The 16,672-nt window shown below is 32.8% G+C and carries 18 protein-coding genes; 11 read left to right on the top strand and 7 right to left on the bottom strand.

The annotated features are described in order from the left end of the window. Positions 1 to 83: 83 nt before the first annotated feature. The 4 genes from CD127_RS08835 to sroA form a co-directional block, all read right to left on the bottom strand. The gene (locus CD127_RS08835) at positions 84 to 1,022 is read right to left on the bottom strand and encodes an efflux RND transporter periplasmic adaptor subunit (RefSeq protein ID WP_103299099.1); all 939 of its coding nucleotides are present in this window, start codon (positions 1,020 to 1,022) and stop codon (positions 84 to 86) included. A 149-nt stretch (positions 1,023 to 1,171) separates the two neighbouring features. Beyond that, entirely contained in the window at positions 1,172 to 2,098 is a 927-nt protein-coding gene (locus CD127_RS08830) for a DMT family transporter (protein ID WP_103366437.1), read from the bottom strand. Positions 2,099 to 2,302: 204 nt separating this feature from the next. Then, positions 2,303 to 2,527 carry a DUF2922 domain-containing protein gene (locus tag CD127_RS08825; protein ID WP_103299097.1) on the bottom strand — a complete coding sequence of 75 codons (225 nt, stop codon included), beginning with the start codon at positions 2,525 to 2,527 and terminating at the stop codon, positions 2,303 to 2,305. Positions 2,528 to 2,591: 64 nt separating this feature from the next. After that, entirely contained in the window at positions 2,592 to 2,798 is a 207-nt protein-coding gene (gene sroA, locus CD127_RS08820; RefSeq protein ID WP_103299096.1) for a sigS mRNA-stabilizing protein SroA, read from the bottom strand. A gap of 146 nt (positions 2,799 to 2,944) precedes the next feature. Here sroA and CD127_RS08815 point away from each other — a divergent pair, with 146 nt between their 5' ends. The 10 genes from CD127_RS08815 (at position 2,945) to CD127_RS08770 (ending at position 12,671) form a co-directional block, all read left to right on the top strand. After that, positions 2,945 to 3,502 (top strand): tyrosine-type recombinase/integrase, encoded by a 558-nt coding sequence (locus tag CD127_RS08815; RefSeq protein ID WP_103299095.1) that lies wholly within the window; start codon positions 2,945 to 2,947, stop codon positions 3,500 to 3,502. 24 nt (positions 3,503 to 3,526) lie between these two features. Further along, positions 3,527 to 5,929, top strand: a complete 2,403-nt coding sequence (locus CD127_RS08810; RefSeq protein WP_103366436.1) for a DUF4040 family protein — start codon at positions 3,527 to 3,529, stop codon at positions 5,927 to 5,929. Beyond that, positions 5,916 to 6,341: a Na+/H+ antiporter Mnh2 subunit B gene (gene mnhB2 / locus CD127_RS08805; RefSeq protein WP_103366435.1), complete on the top strand. Its 426-nt coding sequence runs from the start codon at positions 5,916 to 5,918 to the stop codon at positions 6,339 to 6,341. Before CD127_RS08810 ends, mnhB2 begins: the two co-directional genes overlap by 14 nt. Further along, positions 6,338 to 6,688, top strand: a complete 351-nt coding sequence (gene mnhC2 / locus CD127_RS08800) for a Na+/H+ antiporter Mnh2 subunit C (RefSeq protein WP_103366434.1) — start codon at positions 6,338 to 6,340, stop codon at positions 6,686 to 6,688. Before mnhB2 ends, mnhC2 begins: the two co-directional genes overlap by 4 nt. Beyond that, positions 6,678 to 8,177, top strand: coding sequence for a Na+/H+ antiporter Mnh2 subunit D (gene mnhD2, locus CD127_RS08795; RefSeq protein ID WP_103366433.1), 1,500 nt, complete (start codon positions 6,678 to 6,680; stop codon positions 8,175 to 8,177). Before mnhC2 ends, mnhD2 begins: the two co-directional genes overlap by 11 nt. Next, a complete protein-coding gene (gene mnhE2 / locus CD127_RS08790; protein WP_103299090.1) occupies positions 8,174 to 8,656 on the top strand; it encodes a Na+/H+ antiporter Mnh2 subunit E in 483 nt (160 codons plus the stop codon). The genes mnhD2 and mnhE2 overlap by 4 nt, the downstream gene beginning before the upstream one ends. Further along, complete coding sequence (gene mnhF2 / locus CD127_RS08785) at positions 8,653 to 8,955, top strand: Na+/H+ antiporter Mnh2 subunit F (protein ID WP_103299089.1); 303 nt, start codon at positions 8,653 to 8,655, stop codon at positions 8,953 to 8,955. The genes mnhE2 and mnhF2 overlap by 4 nt, the downstream gene beginning before the upstream one ends. After that, positions 8,930 to 9,463, top strand: coding sequence for a Na+/H+ antiporter subunit G (locus tag CD127_RS08780; RefSeq protein WP_103299088.1), 534 nt, complete (start codon positions 8,930 to 8,932; stop codon positions 9,461 to 9,463). Before mnhF2 ends, CD127_RS08780 begins: the two co-directional genes overlap by 26 nt. Positions 9,464 to 9,788: 325 nt before the next feature. Then, positions 9,789 to 11,831: a cation:proton antiporter gene (locus CD127_RS08775; protein ID WP_103366432.1), complete on the top strand. Its 2,043-nt coding sequence runs from the start codon at positions 9,789 to 9,791 to the stop codon at positions 11,829 to 11,831. A gap of 192 nt (positions 11,832 to 12,023) precedes the next feature. Beyond that, positions 12,024 to 12,671: a metal-dependent transcriptional regulator gene (locus CD127_RS08770; protein WP_103366431.1), complete on the top strand. Its 648-nt coding sequence runs from the start codon at positions 12,024 to 12,026 to the stop codon at positions 12,669 to 12,671. Between the two features lie 99 nt (positions 12,672 to 12,770). Here CD127_RS08770 and CD127_RS08765 read toward each other — a convergent pair whose 3' ends face one another. Further along, a complete protein-coding gene (locus CD127_RS08765; RefSeq protein WP_103298942.1) occupies positions 12,771 to 13,514 on the bottom strand; it encodes a M50 family metallopeptidase in 744 nt (247 codons plus the stop codon). Between the two features lie 245 nt (positions 13,515 to 13,759). Between CD127_RS08765 and tarA the strand changes: the two genes are divergently transcribed. Further along, positions 13,760 to 14,539 (top strand): N-acetylglucosaminyldiphosphoundecaprenol N-acetyl-beta-D-mannosaminyltransferase TarA, encoded by a 780-nt coding sequence (tarA, locus tag CD127_RS08760; protein WP_103366430.1) that lies wholly within the window; start codon positions 13,760 to 13,762, stop codon positions 14,537 to 14,539. Positions 14,540 to 14,967: 428 nt separating this feature from the next. Here tarA and CD127_RS08755 read toward each other — a convergent pair whose 3' ends face one another. Together CD127_RS08755 and CD127_RS08750 are read right to left on the bottom strand one after the other, a co-directional pair. Further along, positions 14,968 to 15,993: an NAD-dependent formate dehydrogenase gene (locus CD127_RS08755; protein ID WP_103298944.1), complete on the bottom strand. Its 1,026-nt coding sequence runs from the start codon at positions 15,991 to 15,993 to the stop codon at positions 14,968 to 14,970. Positions 15,994 to 16,250: 257 nt separating this feature from the next. Continuing rightward, positions 16,251 to 16,613 carry a Na-translocating system protein MpsC family protein gene (locus tag CD127_RS08750; RefSeq protein WP_103298945.1) on the bottom strand — a complete coding sequence of 121 codons (363 nt, stop codon included), beginning with the start codon at positions 16,611 to 16,613 and terminating at the stop codon, positions 16,251 to 16,253. Between the last annotated feature and the right edge of the window lie 59 nt (positions 16,614 to 16,672).

Below are 16,672 nucleotides of genomic sequence, written 5' to 3'. Positions count from 1 at the left end.
TTTTTATAACCAATTAATTATGAACAATTATTGTTACTCTCTATTAAATAAAAAATTGTCTGAATATTAAGTTATAAAAAATATCACTTATCATTTTGTAAAAGTGATGACGTAGGGTGCACAATAATTTTATCTCCAATATTTATTCCATTGGATACCATAATATACCCACTTTTTTGACTTTTAATATATTTAATACTTCTTTTAATAATTTTATTATTGTGTGTAATCAAAATAAAATGGTCTTTATAAATCACAGATTTTGGTAATTCGAAATATGCACTACCGATATCTATATCAAAATGACGTCCAATCGGATATTGATCATCTGAAGAAATATCAACACGATAGAAAGATTCTTTCTTAATTATTTTTGAAGGGACTGGAGAGATATACCGAATGTTCCCGGTAAATAATTTCGAATGGTTCGAGGTTACATTAACATTTTGTTTAATTTTTAATTGTTTTAATTGCGATTCGTTTACTATAGCACGAATCACACGTCTGTCGCTATTAATAACCATAATTTTAGTTTGAGGTTTAGAAGGAAATTCATTGAGTAATGTGACTTTGCCTTTGATAGGAGAAAATATTTGAGTACGAAGACGACTTTGTAATTCTTGGATTTGATTAGTTAATTCATATTGTTGTAGTGGAGACATTTTAGTATCTGTTTGTCGTTGTTGTAAAGAGGATAATGTTTTCTTTTTAGCTACGATTAATTTTTCAATGTTGGGATCATAGTATTCGAGTAAGGGCGTTTGTGGAGTAATGGTTGCTTCATTTTTCACTAAAAGATCAGAAATAGCGCCTAGTTTAGGAGTGAAGTATACGGTGTAAGTTTGTTCAGCTTGTTGAATGCCACTAAAAGTAAGTGTAATTTGAGGCTTTGCCTTTATCGTCTCTAACTTTGAAAGATTTGGCTGCTTAGGAACTTTTGTATAAATATAGTACCCAAAGCTGGCGATAAGAAGGAAAAGGATAGTGGAGAGAATAGATAGGGGAGTAAAAAGTTTTTTCAAATAAGTCACCTCTATTAAGTTGTTGTGTTTCAATTATACATCATGAAAACCTTGAGTATAGCTACTAAATGATAGTAAATAGAAAAGTCTTCTCAATTATTCATTAAGAAGACTTTATATATAGTAAATATTAAATTTTTACTTAAAAATTAGAAAAGACGTAACAAAATAATACCGATAGCAATGGCAATTAAGCCAATAAATTTACGTAACGTAATACGATTCTTCGGTACACCTAAGCCAAAATGATCAATAATCACGCCCATTAACATTTGTCCAAGCATTGCTACAATAGTTGTTAAAGCAGCGCCTAAAAATGGCATTAATATGATATTTGAGGTAACAAATACTACACCTAAGATACCACCGATAAAGTAAACAGGTTTGATTTTACCGATGTTGGGTTGGATAGTCTTAATTTTCAAGCTACGGTTAAAGATTAACGTAAGAATGAATAATGCTATAGTTCCCACTGAAAATGAAACCAGCGATGCAAATAAAGAAGAGCCCATTTGTTGAGAAAGCCCACTATTAATTGTAGTTTGCAGAGGAGGAGCAAATCCAAACACAAATCCAGCTATAAGCCATAAATAAAATGTAGGATTTACTTTATCTTCTAATTTACTTTTAGGTATGTAGTTCATCAACAAGATACCAAAAAATAAAATAACGATGCCTACACCTTTAAAGAATGTAAACGCATGGTGATTTGCACCTAATAAACCAAATGTATCAATGACGACGCCCATAATAATTTGACCAGCTACCGTCATTACAACAGTCAAAGCAGCACCTAAACGAGGTAATAATAATAAGTTACCTGTTAAGAAACATACACCTAATAGGCCACCTACCCACCAATGATAGTTAAAAGAATGACCAGCGTAGAATGAAGACGTAAACATTTGGGTATTAAATATTATGTTTAAGATGAATAAAAATATAGTACCGACGAAAAATGAAATGGTAGAAGCATAAAATGAAGATTCAGTATATCTACCTAAACGGGAATTAATGGAAGTTTGAATAGGGACCATCATTCCTGCCACGATACCGAGAATAAATAAAAATATCATGTTTGCTCCCTCAACTTTCTATTTTTTGAAACATTATTATTATACTTATTTGCTGTTAAATTATCAAAAGTAGTAGAAGTATTTAGGAAGCCCTGACCCAAACGTAATAATAGAAAATTAAACAACTCAAGGCCGATTTTAAAAAATTAAAAACGACCTTGAGCTGTCTAGTTAGGTGTTATGAATTTCGGAAATGCAACTTAATTATTTTGTTTCAAAAATAACAGTTGTTGTTTTGTCTACGATTTGAGCAGAAGCGGGTTTGATAGGTGTGCCAGTGGTAGGTTTTAAAATATTTAATTTTAGGATATTTTCCATGGCATTTTGAGCACTAGCCTCAGTGACAGAAGCGGCGCTAATATTGGGGAATTGTAATTTGGCAGATTTGTTTAAATTCGTTTTAAATATGAGCTCTAATGTTTTAGACATGCTACATACCTCCTTATTAAATAATTAATGTTCTACATAAGTGTTAGCGATACTGAATTTTTGATTAAGCTACAACTTGTGTTTTGACTACTTCGACTTTATCAAAGACTTCTCCGATTAAATTAGAAATAATATCAGCGAAGGCTTTAATGTCGGATTCAGTAGCGCTTGTGTTTAAGTTTGTAAAGCGACGTTTTGTTTCTTTGGCTTTACCATTTTCGTCGTGATAAATATGTGTACAAACAACAGTTAATTGAGATACTTCATTCATGAGTGTTTCACCTCCTTTCACTTTATATATCGAATCTTTTTGAAAAAAGGGACACCCTAAAATAAAAAAATTAAGCAAAAAGGTTTAATGTTACTAAAATATCATTTATCATTAAATAAGAAACCTAAGTGATTAGAGGTGAACAAATGAATCAAGTTGAACCTATTAGAAATAAAGAAGATATTCAAAGAATGTATCAAGTATTAAAGGCAAAATCCGAAAGAGATTATTTACTATTTAAATTAGCTATACATACAGGTATTCGTTTAATGGATTTATTAAATCTAAAAGTGGAAGAAGTTTTAAAGAGAGACGAAGAGGATATTGTATCGTCATGGATTCAACAATGTGCGCCATCCATTAAAATTATGTTACCAGAGGATTTACGTTCAGAAGTGAAAGCGTATATTGAAGCTAATCAACTTACTTATGATCAACTTTTGTTCCAATCTTTGCGTACGCACAAAGAATTATCAAGACAACAAGCTTACCGTATTATTCACCAAGCCGCTGAAGAGTTAGGCTTACTACACATCGGTTTAACTACTTTACGTAAAACATTTGCTTACCATGCTTATAAAGCGGGTATTTCTATTGCAATCATACAAAAGTATTTAGGTCATCAAACTACACAAGAAACAGTGAAATTTATAGGACTTTCAACTAAAGAAGAACATCATACAATCATTGCTTTGAACTTATAATACTACTAAAAAAGGAGGTATTTGATGAGCTTAGTCTACTTACTAGGAAGTCTCATCTTAGTAATGGGATTGGTCTTAGTAACATTATTTATTAAACCTCTTAGACGCTACTCAGGTTATATATCACTACTTGCACCAATTATAGCTTCTGTTTATTTTCTTTCTCAGATTCCTAATGTGATGCATCAAAAATTTATTACATTCAAGATTCCTTGGATGCCTGTTATTGATGTCAATTTCGATTTAAGGTTAGATGGCCTTGGACTCATGTTTGGACTAATTATTTCTATTATTGGTGTTGCTGTATTCTTCTATGCGACACAGTACATGGCGGATAGCAGTAATAATTTACCGCGTTTCTTCTTATATTTACTTTTATTCATGTTTAGTATGTTAGGTATTGTGATTTCTAACAACACTATTCTAATGTATGTCTTTTGGGAACTAACGAGTGTATCCTCGTTCTTATTAATTTCATATTGGTATAGTAATCCAAATAGCCAATTAGGTGCGATTCAATCATTTATGATTACGGTATTAGGCGGTTTAGCTTTATTAACTGGCTTTATCATGCTTTATATTATTACCGGCACTAATACAATTTCTGAATTGTTAGCACAAAGACATGAAATAAGCGAACATGCTTTATTTATACCAATGATGATTATGTTGCTTATAGGTGCTTTTACAAAATCAGCGCAATTTCCATTTCATATTTGGTTACCTAAAGCAATGGCTGCTCCTACGCCAGTAAGTGCGTATCTACACTCAGCCACAATGGTAAAAGCAGGTATCTTTTTACTATTCAGATTTACTCCAATATTAGGCTTAAGTAATAGTTACATTTATACAGTAACGTTCGTTGGACTTATAACAATGATGTTCGGTTCGATTACAGCTTTAAGACAATATGATTTAAAAGGAATATTAGCGTACTCTACAATAAGTCAACTCGGTATGATTATGTCGATGGTCGGTTTAGGTGGAGGTATTGCTCAACATCCTACAGGCCCTATGGCAGAAACATATACGCTTGTTTTATTTGCGGGCTTATTCCATTTAATGAATCATGCTTTATTTAAATGTGCTTTATTTATGGGCGTAGGTATCATCGATCACGAATCAGGTACACGAGATATTCGTCGTTTAAGTGGTATGCGCAAATTTTTCCCTAAAATGAATTTAGCAATGACTTTAGCTGCCTTATCAATGGCAGGCGTACCATTCTTAAATGGTTTCTTGAGTAAAGAAATGTTCTTTGACTCATTAGTGAAATCTATTAAGTTACAACAATTTGGTTTACCGTTAACCGTTTTAGTCGTGGCTTTAGGCGTCATCGCAAGTATTTTTACATTTGTTTATGCAGTTTACATGTTAAAAGAAACATATTGGGGCGAATTTGATGAAAGAGAAGTACCAAAGAAACATATTCATGAACCTTGGTTATTTAGCTTACCAGCGATTATTTTAATGATTATGTTGCCAATTATTTTCTTCGTACCTAATTTCTTTACACATCACATTGTTTTACCAGCCTTACGCAATGTGACGCATTTAGGTACTAATGTAGATGCACTAGCACCGCATGTATCACAATGGCATGGCTTTAACTTACCATTAATATTTAGCATTATTGTTATTGTGGTAGGACTTATTTTAGCTCTGAAAATTGATTGGAAATATTTAACACACCGTGTTGTAAAATATGCTTCAATTACAAATTCATATCGCAAAGCTTATCGCGGATTTGAAAATTACTCAGGGCAAGGTATTCGTCGTTTAATGAATAACCGCTTAAATCACTACAATATTATCACGCTCTTAATATTTGCGATGTTAGTAGCTTATGGCATTATGCAAGTTGGTTTTCCAAAATTACATCAAATTCATGTTACTGACTTCGGTCCTTTAGAGGTTATTTTAGCAATTATGGTAAGCATTGTAGGTGTGGCGTTAGTATTTATTCGCCAACGTTTAACAATGGTTATATTAAACGGAATCATTGGTTATTCTGTAGCATTATTCTTTTTAGTAATGCGTGCGCCAGACTTAGCATTAACACAATTAGTAGTCGAAACGATTACAACAATTCTATTTATTGTTAGTTTCTCACGTTTACCAAACATTTCTCGTAGAGCAAGTAACATCAAAATAGAAAGTGTAAAAATAATTGTGTCATTTATTATGGCAGGCGCTGTTGTAACGCTAGTCTTTATAGCTCAACAAGGTGATGGACTAGAGACAATTTCTAAATACTATATGGATGCTTATAAATTAACAGGTGGCAAGAATATAGTTAATGCCATTTTAGGTGACTTTAGAGCATTGGATACAATGTTTGAGAGTCTTGTATTAATTATAGTTGGTTTAGGTATTTACACATTATTAAATTATAAAGATTGGAGGGGCCAAGATGAGAGAAAATGATGTTGTCTTAAAAACAGTCACTAAAATTGTTGTTTTTATTTTACTCACATTTGGATTTTATTTGTTCTTTGCAGGACATAATAATCCAGGCGGAGGCTTCATTGGAGGGCTTGTATTTAGTTCAGCCTTCATCTTAATGTTTTTAGCTTTCGATGTGAATGAAGTCTTAGAAAGCTTGCCGATTGATTTTAAGAAGTTAATGATTATTGGCTCCTTCATATCAATATTAACAGCAGTTGTTCCTATATTCTTTGGTAAATCTTTCTTATATCAAAGTGAAGCGCATATTCCTTTACCTATTTTTGGCGAACTTCATTTGACTACGGTCACGCTTTTTGAAGGAGGCGTCTTACTTACAGTAGTAGGCGTCATTGTCACAGTAATGTTGTCATTAAGTGGTGATAATTCATGAATTTAATCTTACTTTTTGTGATAGGATTCTTAGTATTTATAGGAACATACATGATTCTATCTTTAAATTTAATACGCATTGTTATCGGTATTTCAATTTATACCCATGCAGGCAATTTACTTATTATGAGTATGGGTCATTATAGTAATAAGATGGTCGAACCATTAATTCATAGCTCAAATAAAAACTTTGTAGATCCATTATTACAAGCAATTGTCCTAACAGCTATCGTTATTGGATTTGCGATGACCGCTTTTCTATTAGTATTAATTTATCGAACATATCGTGTAACGAAAGAGGCGGATATTGATGTATTAAGAGGAGAGGAGGAGAAGCATGAACAGTAATATTTTAATTCTCCCAATTTTACTACCTCTTTTATGTGCGTTAGTCCTTGTATTTACGAAAAATAAAAATACCTTATCAAAGATTTTATATATCGGCACGATGTCGCTTAATACAATTATTTCTCTAGTTTTACTTATTTATGTATTAAATCATAAGCCAATTACATTAGACTTTGGCGATTGGCCAGCGCCGTTTGGCATACAATTTTTAGGAGATTCACTAGGTCTATTAATGACTACAGTCGCGTCCTTTGTAGTGACATTGATTATGTCGTATGGGTTTGGACGCGGTGAACAACGTGTTAATCGATATTATATGCCTTCCTTTATTTTATTCTTAACGGTAGGCGTCATCGGTTCTTTCTTAACTTCAGACTTATTTAATTTATATGTCATGTTTGAAATTATGTTACTTGCGTCGTTCGTATTAGTAACACTTGGACAGTCAGTAGAACAATTACGTGCTGCGATTATTTATGTAGTATTAAATATCATTGGCTCATGGTTATTCCTATTAGGTATTGGCTTATTGTACAAAATAGTTGGCACATTAAACTTTTCTCACATTGCATTACGTTTAGACCAAATACATGATAATAAGGCAATTTTTATCGTGTCCATTGTATTTATCGTAGCTTTTGGTTCTAAAGCAGCTTTAGTACTCTTCATGTGGTTACCTAAAGCGTATGCCGTTTTAAATACAGAACTTGCAGCTTTATTTGCAGCTTTAATGACGAAAGTAGGGGCTTATGCGTTAATCCGCTTCTTCACTTTACTATTTGATCAACATACTGGCGTTACGCATCCGTTACTCGTATTTCTATCATGTATTACGATGGTTATCGGCGCATTTGGCGTTATTGCTTATCGAGATATTAAGAAAGTGGCATCTTACCAAGTTATTTTATCTATTGGCTTTGTCATTTTAGGATTAGGTTCCAATACATTTGCTGGGGTCCATGGCGCTATCTTCTATTTAGCAAATGACATTATTGTTAAAACAATGCTGTTCTTTATCATTGGTAGTTTAGTGTATATGTCAGGTTATCGAGAATATCGATATTTAAGTGGTCTAGCTAAAAAAGAACCGTTCTACGGAGTTGCCTTTATAGTAATGATCTTCGCGATTGGCGGCGTTCCTCCATTTAGTGGTTTCCCAGGAAAAGTCCTTATCTTCCAAGGGGCAGTTCAAAATGGCAATTATATTGGCTTAACTTTAATGATTATTACAAGCTTACTTGCTATGTATAGTCTCTTTAGAATTTTATTTATTATGTACTTCGGAGATAATGATGGTGAACAAGTTGATTTCAACCCATTACCAATGCATCGTAAAAGTATTCTAGGTGTGCTCATTGCCGTAGTATTAGCAATGGGTATCGCTTCGCCAGTTGTAATGAAAGCAACAGAGAATGCCACTAAATTAAATGTGGATGATCATTATTTCCATAATTTAGTCAATACACATTTAAAGGAGGAGAATAAATGAGACAAATCGTTTTAAATATTTTAATTGCGTTTCTATGGGTACTCTTTCAAGATGAACATTCATTTTTATTCTCTACCTTTGTGTCTGGCTATGTGATTGGCTTAATAGTGATATATATTCTTCACCGTTTCTTTAATCAGGAATTTTATCCTAAAAAGATATGGGTGGCAATTAAGTTCTTAGCAGTTTACTTATACCAATTAATTACATCTAGTATTAGTATTATTAATTACATTCTTTTTAAAACGAAAGATATGAACCCAGGTCTCTTAACGTATGAAACAACCCTTAAAAATGATTGGTCTATTACATTTTTAACTATCTTAATTATTATTACGCCTGGATCTACAGTGATTAGAATTTCAAAAGCGACAAATAAATTTTTCATTCATAGTATTGATGTCTCTGAAAAGGAAAAAGAAAGTTTATTGAAGAATATCAAGCAATATGAAAACTTGATTCTGGAGGTGACACAATGATTGAGTCACTCATCAATTTCTTTACAACAAGTGCATTAGTATTATTTGGTATAGCATTTTTAATTGGCCTCTTCCGTTTGATTAAAGGACCTACAACGGCAGATAGAGTTGTAGCCTTTGATGCTTCGAGTGCCGTAATCATGTGTATAGTAGGTATCATTAGCGTGATATACGATACAGTATCTTATCTAGATTCAATTATGTTAATTGCGATTATATCCTTTGTAAGTTCAGTTTCAATTTCTAGATTTATAGGAGGAGGTCGAGTATTCAATGGAACAAATAAACGAAATCGTTGAATTAATCGCCGCCATCCTTATCTTTCTAGGAAGTATCATTGCAGTGATTAGTGCGATTGGTATAGTGAAATTTCAAGATGTCTTTTTACGAAGTCATGCTTCGACTAAAAGTTCGACTTTATCTGTGCTATTAACGTTGATAGGCGTATTAATCTATTTCATCCATTCACAGAGTTTCTTTAGTGTACGATTATTACTTTCAATTGTCTTCATTAATTTAACTTCTCCAGTAGGCATGCACCTTGTAGCTAGAGCAGCTTATCGTACAGGTGCTTATATGTATCGTAAAGATGATGTTCCTAGAGAATCAGCTATTCTGTTAAGTTCGAATGAGTTTAACACTAAAGAAGAATTAGAAAGTAGAGCGAAACGACGCGAAGAGCAACGTGAACAAATTTATTATGATATGAAAAAACAAAGAGAAATAGAAGATGAAGAGGCCCGAAAAGAACAAATAGAAGAAAATAAAAAATTCATAGAAGAAGCAGAAAAAGACTTAGAAGATTGATAATATTTTTATTTACGTGTGAATTCATCTTAATATAATTACTGTTTTAAAAACCCCTTACTATTTATTGTATTATAGTGAGGGGTTTAGTCATTCATTCTAATAAATAAGCAATAAAACAAATATTTTATATAATGCTAGCAATTTAATTCCTTTTATATAATCATTAGTGCAAGTTAGTTAATTCATAGTCAGAATAATGGTAAAATTATAAGTAACAGTTTAAGAGTTTGAGATGAATCATTTGTGGATATAATTAGACATAAAAACATTATTAAACAGATTTTATTTTTCTAACTCAAAAAGAAAATAATGGGGTGAAAGTTTGGAAATATTTGAAACGATTCTAATATTTCTGGCTGTAGTGATTATAAGCTCCTTTGTTCATACTTTTTTACCTAAAGTACCTCTGGCATTTATCCAAATTGCTTTGGGCATGCTCCTCTTTTTATTACCAGTACCTGTGGAATTTAACTTCGATTCTGAACTCTTCATGGTAGCCACAATCGCGCCTTTATTATTCGTTGAGGGCGTTAACGTTTCTAGGGTCCATTTACGTCGATATCTTAAACCTGTTATGTTGATGGCGTTAGGTCTAGTTATTACTACAGTTATTGGCGTTGGATTATTTGTTCATTGGATATGGTCAGATTTACCTATAGGTGCAGCGTTCGCTATAGCTGCTATTTTATGTCCAACTGATGCTGTAGCAGTACAAGCCATTACACGAGGTAAAGTGTTACCTAAAGGTGCTATGACGATTTTAGAAGGTGAGTCATTATTAAATGATGCTGCCGGTATCATATCTTTTAAAATCGCTGTAGGTGTGTTAATTACTGGAGCGTTTTCTTTAGTTGAAGCGGTGCAACAATTCTTAATTGCTTCTATAGGAGGCGCAATTGTTGGTTTACTTATTGGTATTGCATTAGTGCGATTCCGCTTGACGCTTACAAGACGTGGTATTGAAAATATCAATATGTTTACGTTCCTGCAATTACTTACACCTTTTGTAACATATCTCGTAGCTGAAATGTTTCACGCGTCAGGTATCATTGCAGCCGTAGTTGCTGGTTTGGTACATGGATTTGAGCGTGATCGTATCGCGCAGACACGTACGCGTCTGCAAATGAGTTATAACCATACATGGAATATTCTAGGTTATGCGTTAAATGGTTTTGTTTTTTCAATATTAGGATTTTTAGTGCCAGAAGTAATTGGCAATATTGTAAAAACTGAACCACATAATTTATTATTCTTAATGATTATTACTGCTTTAGTTGCTTTAGCTGTGTATTTATTTAGATTTATTTGGGTGTATGTACTCTACCCATCGTTTTATTTATCGGTCAGCCCTTTTCAAAAAATGATGAACGATGAAGGCGATGATAAGAGAAAAGAGAAACCGCCTAAACGTAGTATGTATGCGTTAATTATGACGCTATGCGGTGTGCACGGAACTATTTCGTTGGCCATCGCATTGACGTTACCGTATTATTTAGCGAATCATCATGCGTTTACCTACCGAAATGACTTATTATTTATTTCGTCAGGAATGGTAATTATAAGTCTAGTCATCGCGCAAGTTGTCTTGCCATTTGTCACAGCCTCTGCACCTAAAGCTAAAATTGGAAGTATGAACTTTAAAGAGGCCAGAATATATATTCTTGAACATGTGATTGATTATTTAAATCATCATTCTACATTCGAAACAAGTTATCGTTATGGTAACGTGATTAAAGAATATCATGATAAATTGACGTTCTTGAAATCTGTGGAGAAAGATGATGAGAACTCTAAAGAGCTTGAACGTTTACAAAGTATAGCGTTTAAAGTTGAGAATAAAACACTTAAAGACCTTGCTGACCAAGGCGATATCACTAAAAGTATGTTGGAAAACTACATGAGATATGCCGAAAGAACGCAAGTGTATAGACAAGCATCATTAATTCGTCGTATTATCGTCGGCTTAAGAGCATGGCTTTTAAAACGTCGTATTCGTACACGTACAAATGCCGCTTCCTCATTAAGTGTAACGGAAAACTTAATGGAACTTTCAAAGATTAATAAACTTGTCCATTATAACGTCGTAAGTCGTTTAGTAGATGAAGCGAATGAAGATAATAAATTAGAGGTTGGAATGATTTGTGACGGTTATCTCATGAGAATTGATAACCTTTCTCCAGCTAACTTCTTCAACACGCGTGCTGAAGATTCTATTACGAAGATTAAACTCAATGCTTTAAGAGAACAACGTCGTATCTTAACTGATTTAGTGGACGACGATGAAATTACCGAAAGTACAGCCTTGAAGTTGAGAGAAGCGATTAACTATGATGAAATGGTTATCGTGGATAGCTTGACGGATTAAAGGATGTTATATTTAGAATCCCTGATGTATCTTGCATTAGGGATTTATTTTTTTCTTTGAAAAGGTAGAACACTATACGTTTCTATATCATTATCGCTAGCTATTGGGGACTACCTTTTCAAAAATGTGAGGCAATAACATTTGCGAGCAATTCGTGATACAATAAAGTGAATGCTTAGGTGAGGTGAAATAATGTTAACTGAAGAGAAAGAGGATTATTTAAAAGCGATATTAGCGAATGATGGTGATCACTCATTTGTTTTAAATAAGAAATTGTCTCAGTATTTAAATATTAAGCCTCCTTCAGTTAGTGAAATGGTAGGGCGTTTGGAAAAGGCTGGTTACGTCGAAACGAAACATTATAAAGGTGTGAAGTTGTCGGATGAAGGCTTGAAACATACGTTGGATATCATTAAGCGACATCGTCTGTTGGAGCTATTTTTAATAGAAGTTTTACAATATAATTGGGAAGAAGTGCATCAAGAAGCGGAAATATTAGAACATCGTGTTTCTGATTTATTTGTCGAAAGATTGGATAAGATACTAGATTATCCTGAAACATGTCCGCACGGTGGTATCATTCCGCGTGATCATCATTTTAATGAAAAATTTACTACCTCATTACTTGAATTTGAACCTGGCGATCGTGTTTATATTAAACGTGTGCGTGATAAAACAGAGTTACTGATTTATCTTTCAAGCAAGGATATTTCAATTGGCAATGAAGTTGAAATTGTTACTAAGGATGAAACTAATAAAGTGATCATTGTTAAACACAATGAGACTGTGACGATTTTAAGTTATGATAATGCGATGAATATTTTTGCAGAGCATGTGTAAGAGTAAGGGTAATAATGAATCGTTTAAATTATAAATTGAACTCCGATAAGCGTTTAATTACTACTTATCGGAGATTTTTTTATTATTAAATTCGAACTTTTAGAATGTGAATTTGAACATTAGATATAGTGAGAAGAAGTTAATCGCTATCCATAATATGCTAAATAGGATAGTTGGAATGTGGGTCATGGTTGCTAAAGTGTGACCATCCCAGCTTGGTGCTGGCTTTTGAAAAGTAAGATTAAAAATTGTCCAACTTGATTGTAAAACTTCTCCTAGTAACAGGCCTAATATCATATGGTAACTCAATAATACGACATAATATATTAATGCTTGGTTATCATGTTGTATTAAAAAGTATAAAAGTGTACCTAATATGATGAGTACGATAATTGGTGAAACTTTTCTAGAAGTCAAAAATAAATAATAGATAAAAATAAAGATATAAGCGGTTAAGAATAGGCTAGGGTGGTTATAATGCGCTGCACTTAAGCCGATTAAAAGCATAATTGGAGGCATAACGTAACCTCCTAAAGTAGTGATACATTGACCGACTAAGTGTTTGGATTGCGTAATCGCATAACCTTGTTGCATAGTTTGAAGTCGTTCACTTGGACGCATCACTATTACTAAATCTTTTGCTTTCCCACCACTGATTTTATTAAATAAGACGTGACCAAATTCATGTGTTAGGACAGGGATATAGTTGAAATAAATATCTAAATATTGATTGATAGTATGTTGCCTATTATGATGGATAAAAATATAGAGAATGGCTATAATAACGATTAAATAAATATTTAAGCTAAACGTTGTAGTGAAAAAATTTTCTAAATAAAGCATAATCAACCTCGTTTACTTCATGTATGTAATATCTATTATAAGTTAAATACTTCAGTTTAGCGTTTGGACTTTAGCCCTATTTTAAAAGAGGGGTGGACAAAAGTGTTTAGGTTTTGAGCAAAACCAATATATGACCTGAAGAGGCTGATTGTAAAAAAATTGTTAAGAAAAAAGTGTTCATATATGTTAAACTCTCATATAATATATGAATACGAAATTGTATGGAGAGTAAGGAGATTACTTAAATGCGTGATCAAATAAAAACAAAAAGTCAAAAAGTAGATATTTTAGGCGTACATTTCGATAATGTAACGATGCTTGATATGATTGAAAATGTTAAAAACTTTTTTTATGAAGAAACAGGCGGAAATCTATTTATCGTGACGGCTAATCCTGAAATTGTTGATTATGCTACTGAACATGTCACGTATCGACAATTAATTAATCAAGCGGATTATATTGTTCCAGATGGTACAGGAATCGTCAAAGCTTCAAATAGATTGAAAACGCCATTAAAACGCCGAATTCCAGGAATTGAATTAATGAATCATTGCATGAAGATAGCGCATGCTAATCACCAAAAAGTATATTTATTAGGTGCAACCAACGAAGTTGTTGAGCAAGCGCATGAGAAATTACAACAAAGATACCCTCAAGCTCAGTTTGAACACCATCATGGTTATATTGATTTAAATGATGAAACAGTGATTAAACGTATCAAACGTTTTAATCCTGATTATATTTTTGTAGGTATGGGCTTTCCATTACAAGAACAGTGGATTGAAAAGCATAAACATTCCTTTGAACATACGCTACTAATGGGAGTAGGTGGCTCTCTAGAAGTGTTTAGTGGTGCAAAGAAACGTGCACCTAAACTGTTCAGAAGATTAAATATCGAATGGGTATATCGTCTCTTAATTGATTGGAGACGTATAGGTCGTATGAGAAGTATACCTAAATTTATGTTTAAAGTGTTAAAAGTTCAACGAAAAAATAAGAAAAAAGCAAAAAAGAGAGGAAGATGACCAGGGAGTATCATCTTCCTCTCTTTGTTTAAGGGGAGAAATTTTCATATTAAATCATCAAGTTAACAGGGAAAGTTTGATGATTCAATATAATCATTTATATATTAGAATTTAGTGATTGCGAGTCAGCTATAGGACGTAAATCTTTGATTCAATTGATTTGAATTGGGGAAGAATCAATATTTCTCAAAGAGCTACGTCTACGCTTAACTTTTAACTTTGAGTTTTCAAGCTTATGATGACAATTTATGGCTCATCTATAAGTTATAACTCGAATTTTTATTTTAATTATCTATATTAATAAATTACGTTTTAATTTTTAGGGTTTTACATTTTTAGGATTAAGTTTAAGCAAATTAAGCATAAAAGACTACAGGGAATCATCTTATTATGCGAATGAATAATCAATTTAACGTTTATAAATGCTGTTATTTAGCAGTGTAACTAGCACTTGAAATTTTACCACTAGAAACGATGATGTCTTTATCTTGGAAAGGTTCGTTGTTAAAGAAGCGGTTTAAGATATCTTTTACGCCGTCTTCAATACGTGCTTGAGATTCTAAAGTCATACCAGAATAGTGAATAGTCATCGCATTACGTGGCATAGTTCTCCAAGGGTGATCAGCTGGAGCTGGTTGTGGGTACCAAACGTCACCTGCATAACCTTGAATATGACCTTTTTTAACTGCTTCAGCTAATGCTTCAGTGTTAACGATTTTACCACGAGCTGTATTAACTAAGTAGCTACCTTCTTTCATTTTACTTAATACATCTTCATCAAATAAGTTATCTGTTGAAGGTGTAAGAGGCGCATGAATTGTGATAGCGTCACTTGTTTTAATTAATTCATCAAATTCAACGAATTTAGAGTTTTCATTGTCTTTTTGATTAATTGGGTCATAGTGTTGGATTGTTACGTTGAAAGGTTTTAAGCGTTCAGCTACTAATTGACCGATACGTCCGAAACCAAAGATACCAATTGTTTTATTTTGTAATTCACGTGCTTGGTTACCTACTTTAGATAAATCCCATTCACCTTCAACTGATTGACGGTGACCTTCCATGAAATTACGTAATACAATTAATAAGTCCATAACTGCGTGTTCAGCAACGCTGACAGTGTTACTGCCTGTTACTTCTACAACACCAACATCATGTTGACTAGCTGCTTCTAAATCAACGTGGTCAGAACCAACACCTGCAGTAATTGCTAATTTTAAGTTTGGTGCTTTTTCAATGCGTTCTTTGCTCATATAAGCAGGGTAGAATGGCGCACTGATTACGATATCCATATCGCTTAAATGTTTGTCTAAATCTTCTTCACCATTTTTTAAAATAACTAATTCATGTTCAGTATCTTTTAAGAAATCTCTAAGACCAATTGCTTTCTCAGTATTTAATAATTGATTGTCTAAGCCTTTCTCTGTTTCTGGGAATAATGCTACTATTTTCATAAATATACACTCCTATTTTTAGAATTGTTCTAGTCTATCTAGTAATTCAATGTTGAGAGCACTTATAACGTTAAAAAAATAACCCGATGCGTATTTGCGTAACCACCTCCTTAAATGAATGAAAAAATTTCAAACAAAAGGGTTAGCAAACAGCACCGAGTACCTTACACCAATCCCAAAAAAGTTAAGACAATTCAAATCATCTTACTTTAATGTTGAATGTTATTAAATTATGTATCGTATATAAAATTGAAGTATTACTCTTCAATTGATTGATCAAAGACAAATATTGAAATGACCTCGTCATTTTCTAAATCGACGTCAGTAAACAGTTTTACAAATTTAGCGCCAACAAGTTCTTCCATTTCTTTTGGAGGTTGACGTTTATATAAATCTTTAATTTCTTCTGTACGTCCTTGTTTAAGCATACTCGTAAAATCTTTATTTTGCAAATAAAAGTTTTCGACTTTACTTAAACTTCCAGTCATGTGACATATAGCCCAATTATCCTTAAAGAAAACTTTGATATTTTCAGGCCCTTTACCAATATAAGATTTTCTATAAGCACGCACTAAATTGGCGAATTGTTGTGTTTTATTAACTGAGGCTATGATGTTCACCTTCTTTATATGTGAATATTATTCATAAGTTCTATTATTTATAGTAGTACTTTTAACTC

The organism is Staphylococcus petrasii (genome assembly GCF_002902565.1).
GTDB classification, from domain to species: domain Bacteria; phylum Bacillota; class Bacilli; order Staphylococcales; family Staphylococcaceae; genus Staphylococcus; species Staphylococcus petrasii.
The sequence above is the reverse complement of the archived record's forward strand: the minus strand, read 5'-3'. Positions and strand labels throughout refer to the sequence as shown.

Coding starts and splice junctions, on each gene's coding strand:
- CD127_RS08830 (WP_103366437.1), bottom strand. CDS start 2,098: ATGATATTTTTATTTATTCTCGGTATCGTGGCAGGAATGATGGTCCCT.
- CD127_RS08825 (WP_103299097.1), bottom strand. CDS start 2,527: ATGTCTAAAACATTAGAGCTCATATTTAAAACGAATTTAAACAAATCT.
- sroA (WP_103299096.1), bottom strand. CDS start 2,798: ATGAATGAAGTATCTCAATTAACTGTTGTTTGTACACATATTTATCAC.
- CD127_RS08815 (WP_103299095.1), top strand. CDS start 2,945: ATGAATCAAGTTGAACCTATTAGAAATAAAGAAGATATTCAAAGAATG.
- CD127_RS08810 (WP_103366436.1), top strand. CDS start 3,527: ATGAGCTTAGTCTACTTACTAGGAAGTCTCATCTTAGTAATGGGATTG.
- mnhB2 (WP_103366435.1), top strand. CDS start 5,916: ATGAGAGAAAATGATGTTGTCTTAAAAACAGTCACTAAAATTGTTGTT.
- mnhC2 (WP_103366434.1), top strand. CDS start 6,338: ATGAATTTAATCTTACTTTTTGTGATAGGATTCTTAGTATTTATAGGA.
- mnhD2 (WP_103366433.1), top strand. CDS start 6,678: ATGAACAGTAATATTTTAATTCTCCCAATTTTACTACCTCTTTTATGT.
- mnhE2 (WP_103299090.1), top strand. CDS start 8,174: ATGAGACAAATCGTTTTAAATATTTTAATTGCGTTTCTATGGGTACTC.
- mnhF2 (WP_103299089.1), top strand. CDS start 8,653: ATGATTGAGTCACTCATCAATTTCTTTACAACAAGTGCATTAGTATTA.
- CD127_RS08780 (WP_103299088.1), top strand. CDS start 8,930: ATGGAACAAATAAACGAAATCGTTGAATTAATCGCCGCCATCCTTATC.
- CD127_RS08770 (WP_103366431.1), top strand. CDS start 12,024: ATGTTAACTGAAGAGAAAGAGGATTATTTAAAAGCGATATTAGCGAAT.
- CD127_RS08765 (WP_103298942.1), bottom strand. CDS start 13,514: ATGCTTTATTTAGAAAATTTTTTCACTACAACGTTTAGCTTAAATATT.
- tarA (WP_103366430.1), top strand. CDS start 13,760: ATGCGTGATCAAATAAAAACAAAAAGTCAAAAAGTAGATATTTTAGGC.
- CD127_RS08755 (WP_103298944.1), bottom strand. CDS start 15,993: ATGAAAATAGTAGCATTATTCCCAGAAACAGAGAAAGGCTTAGACAAT.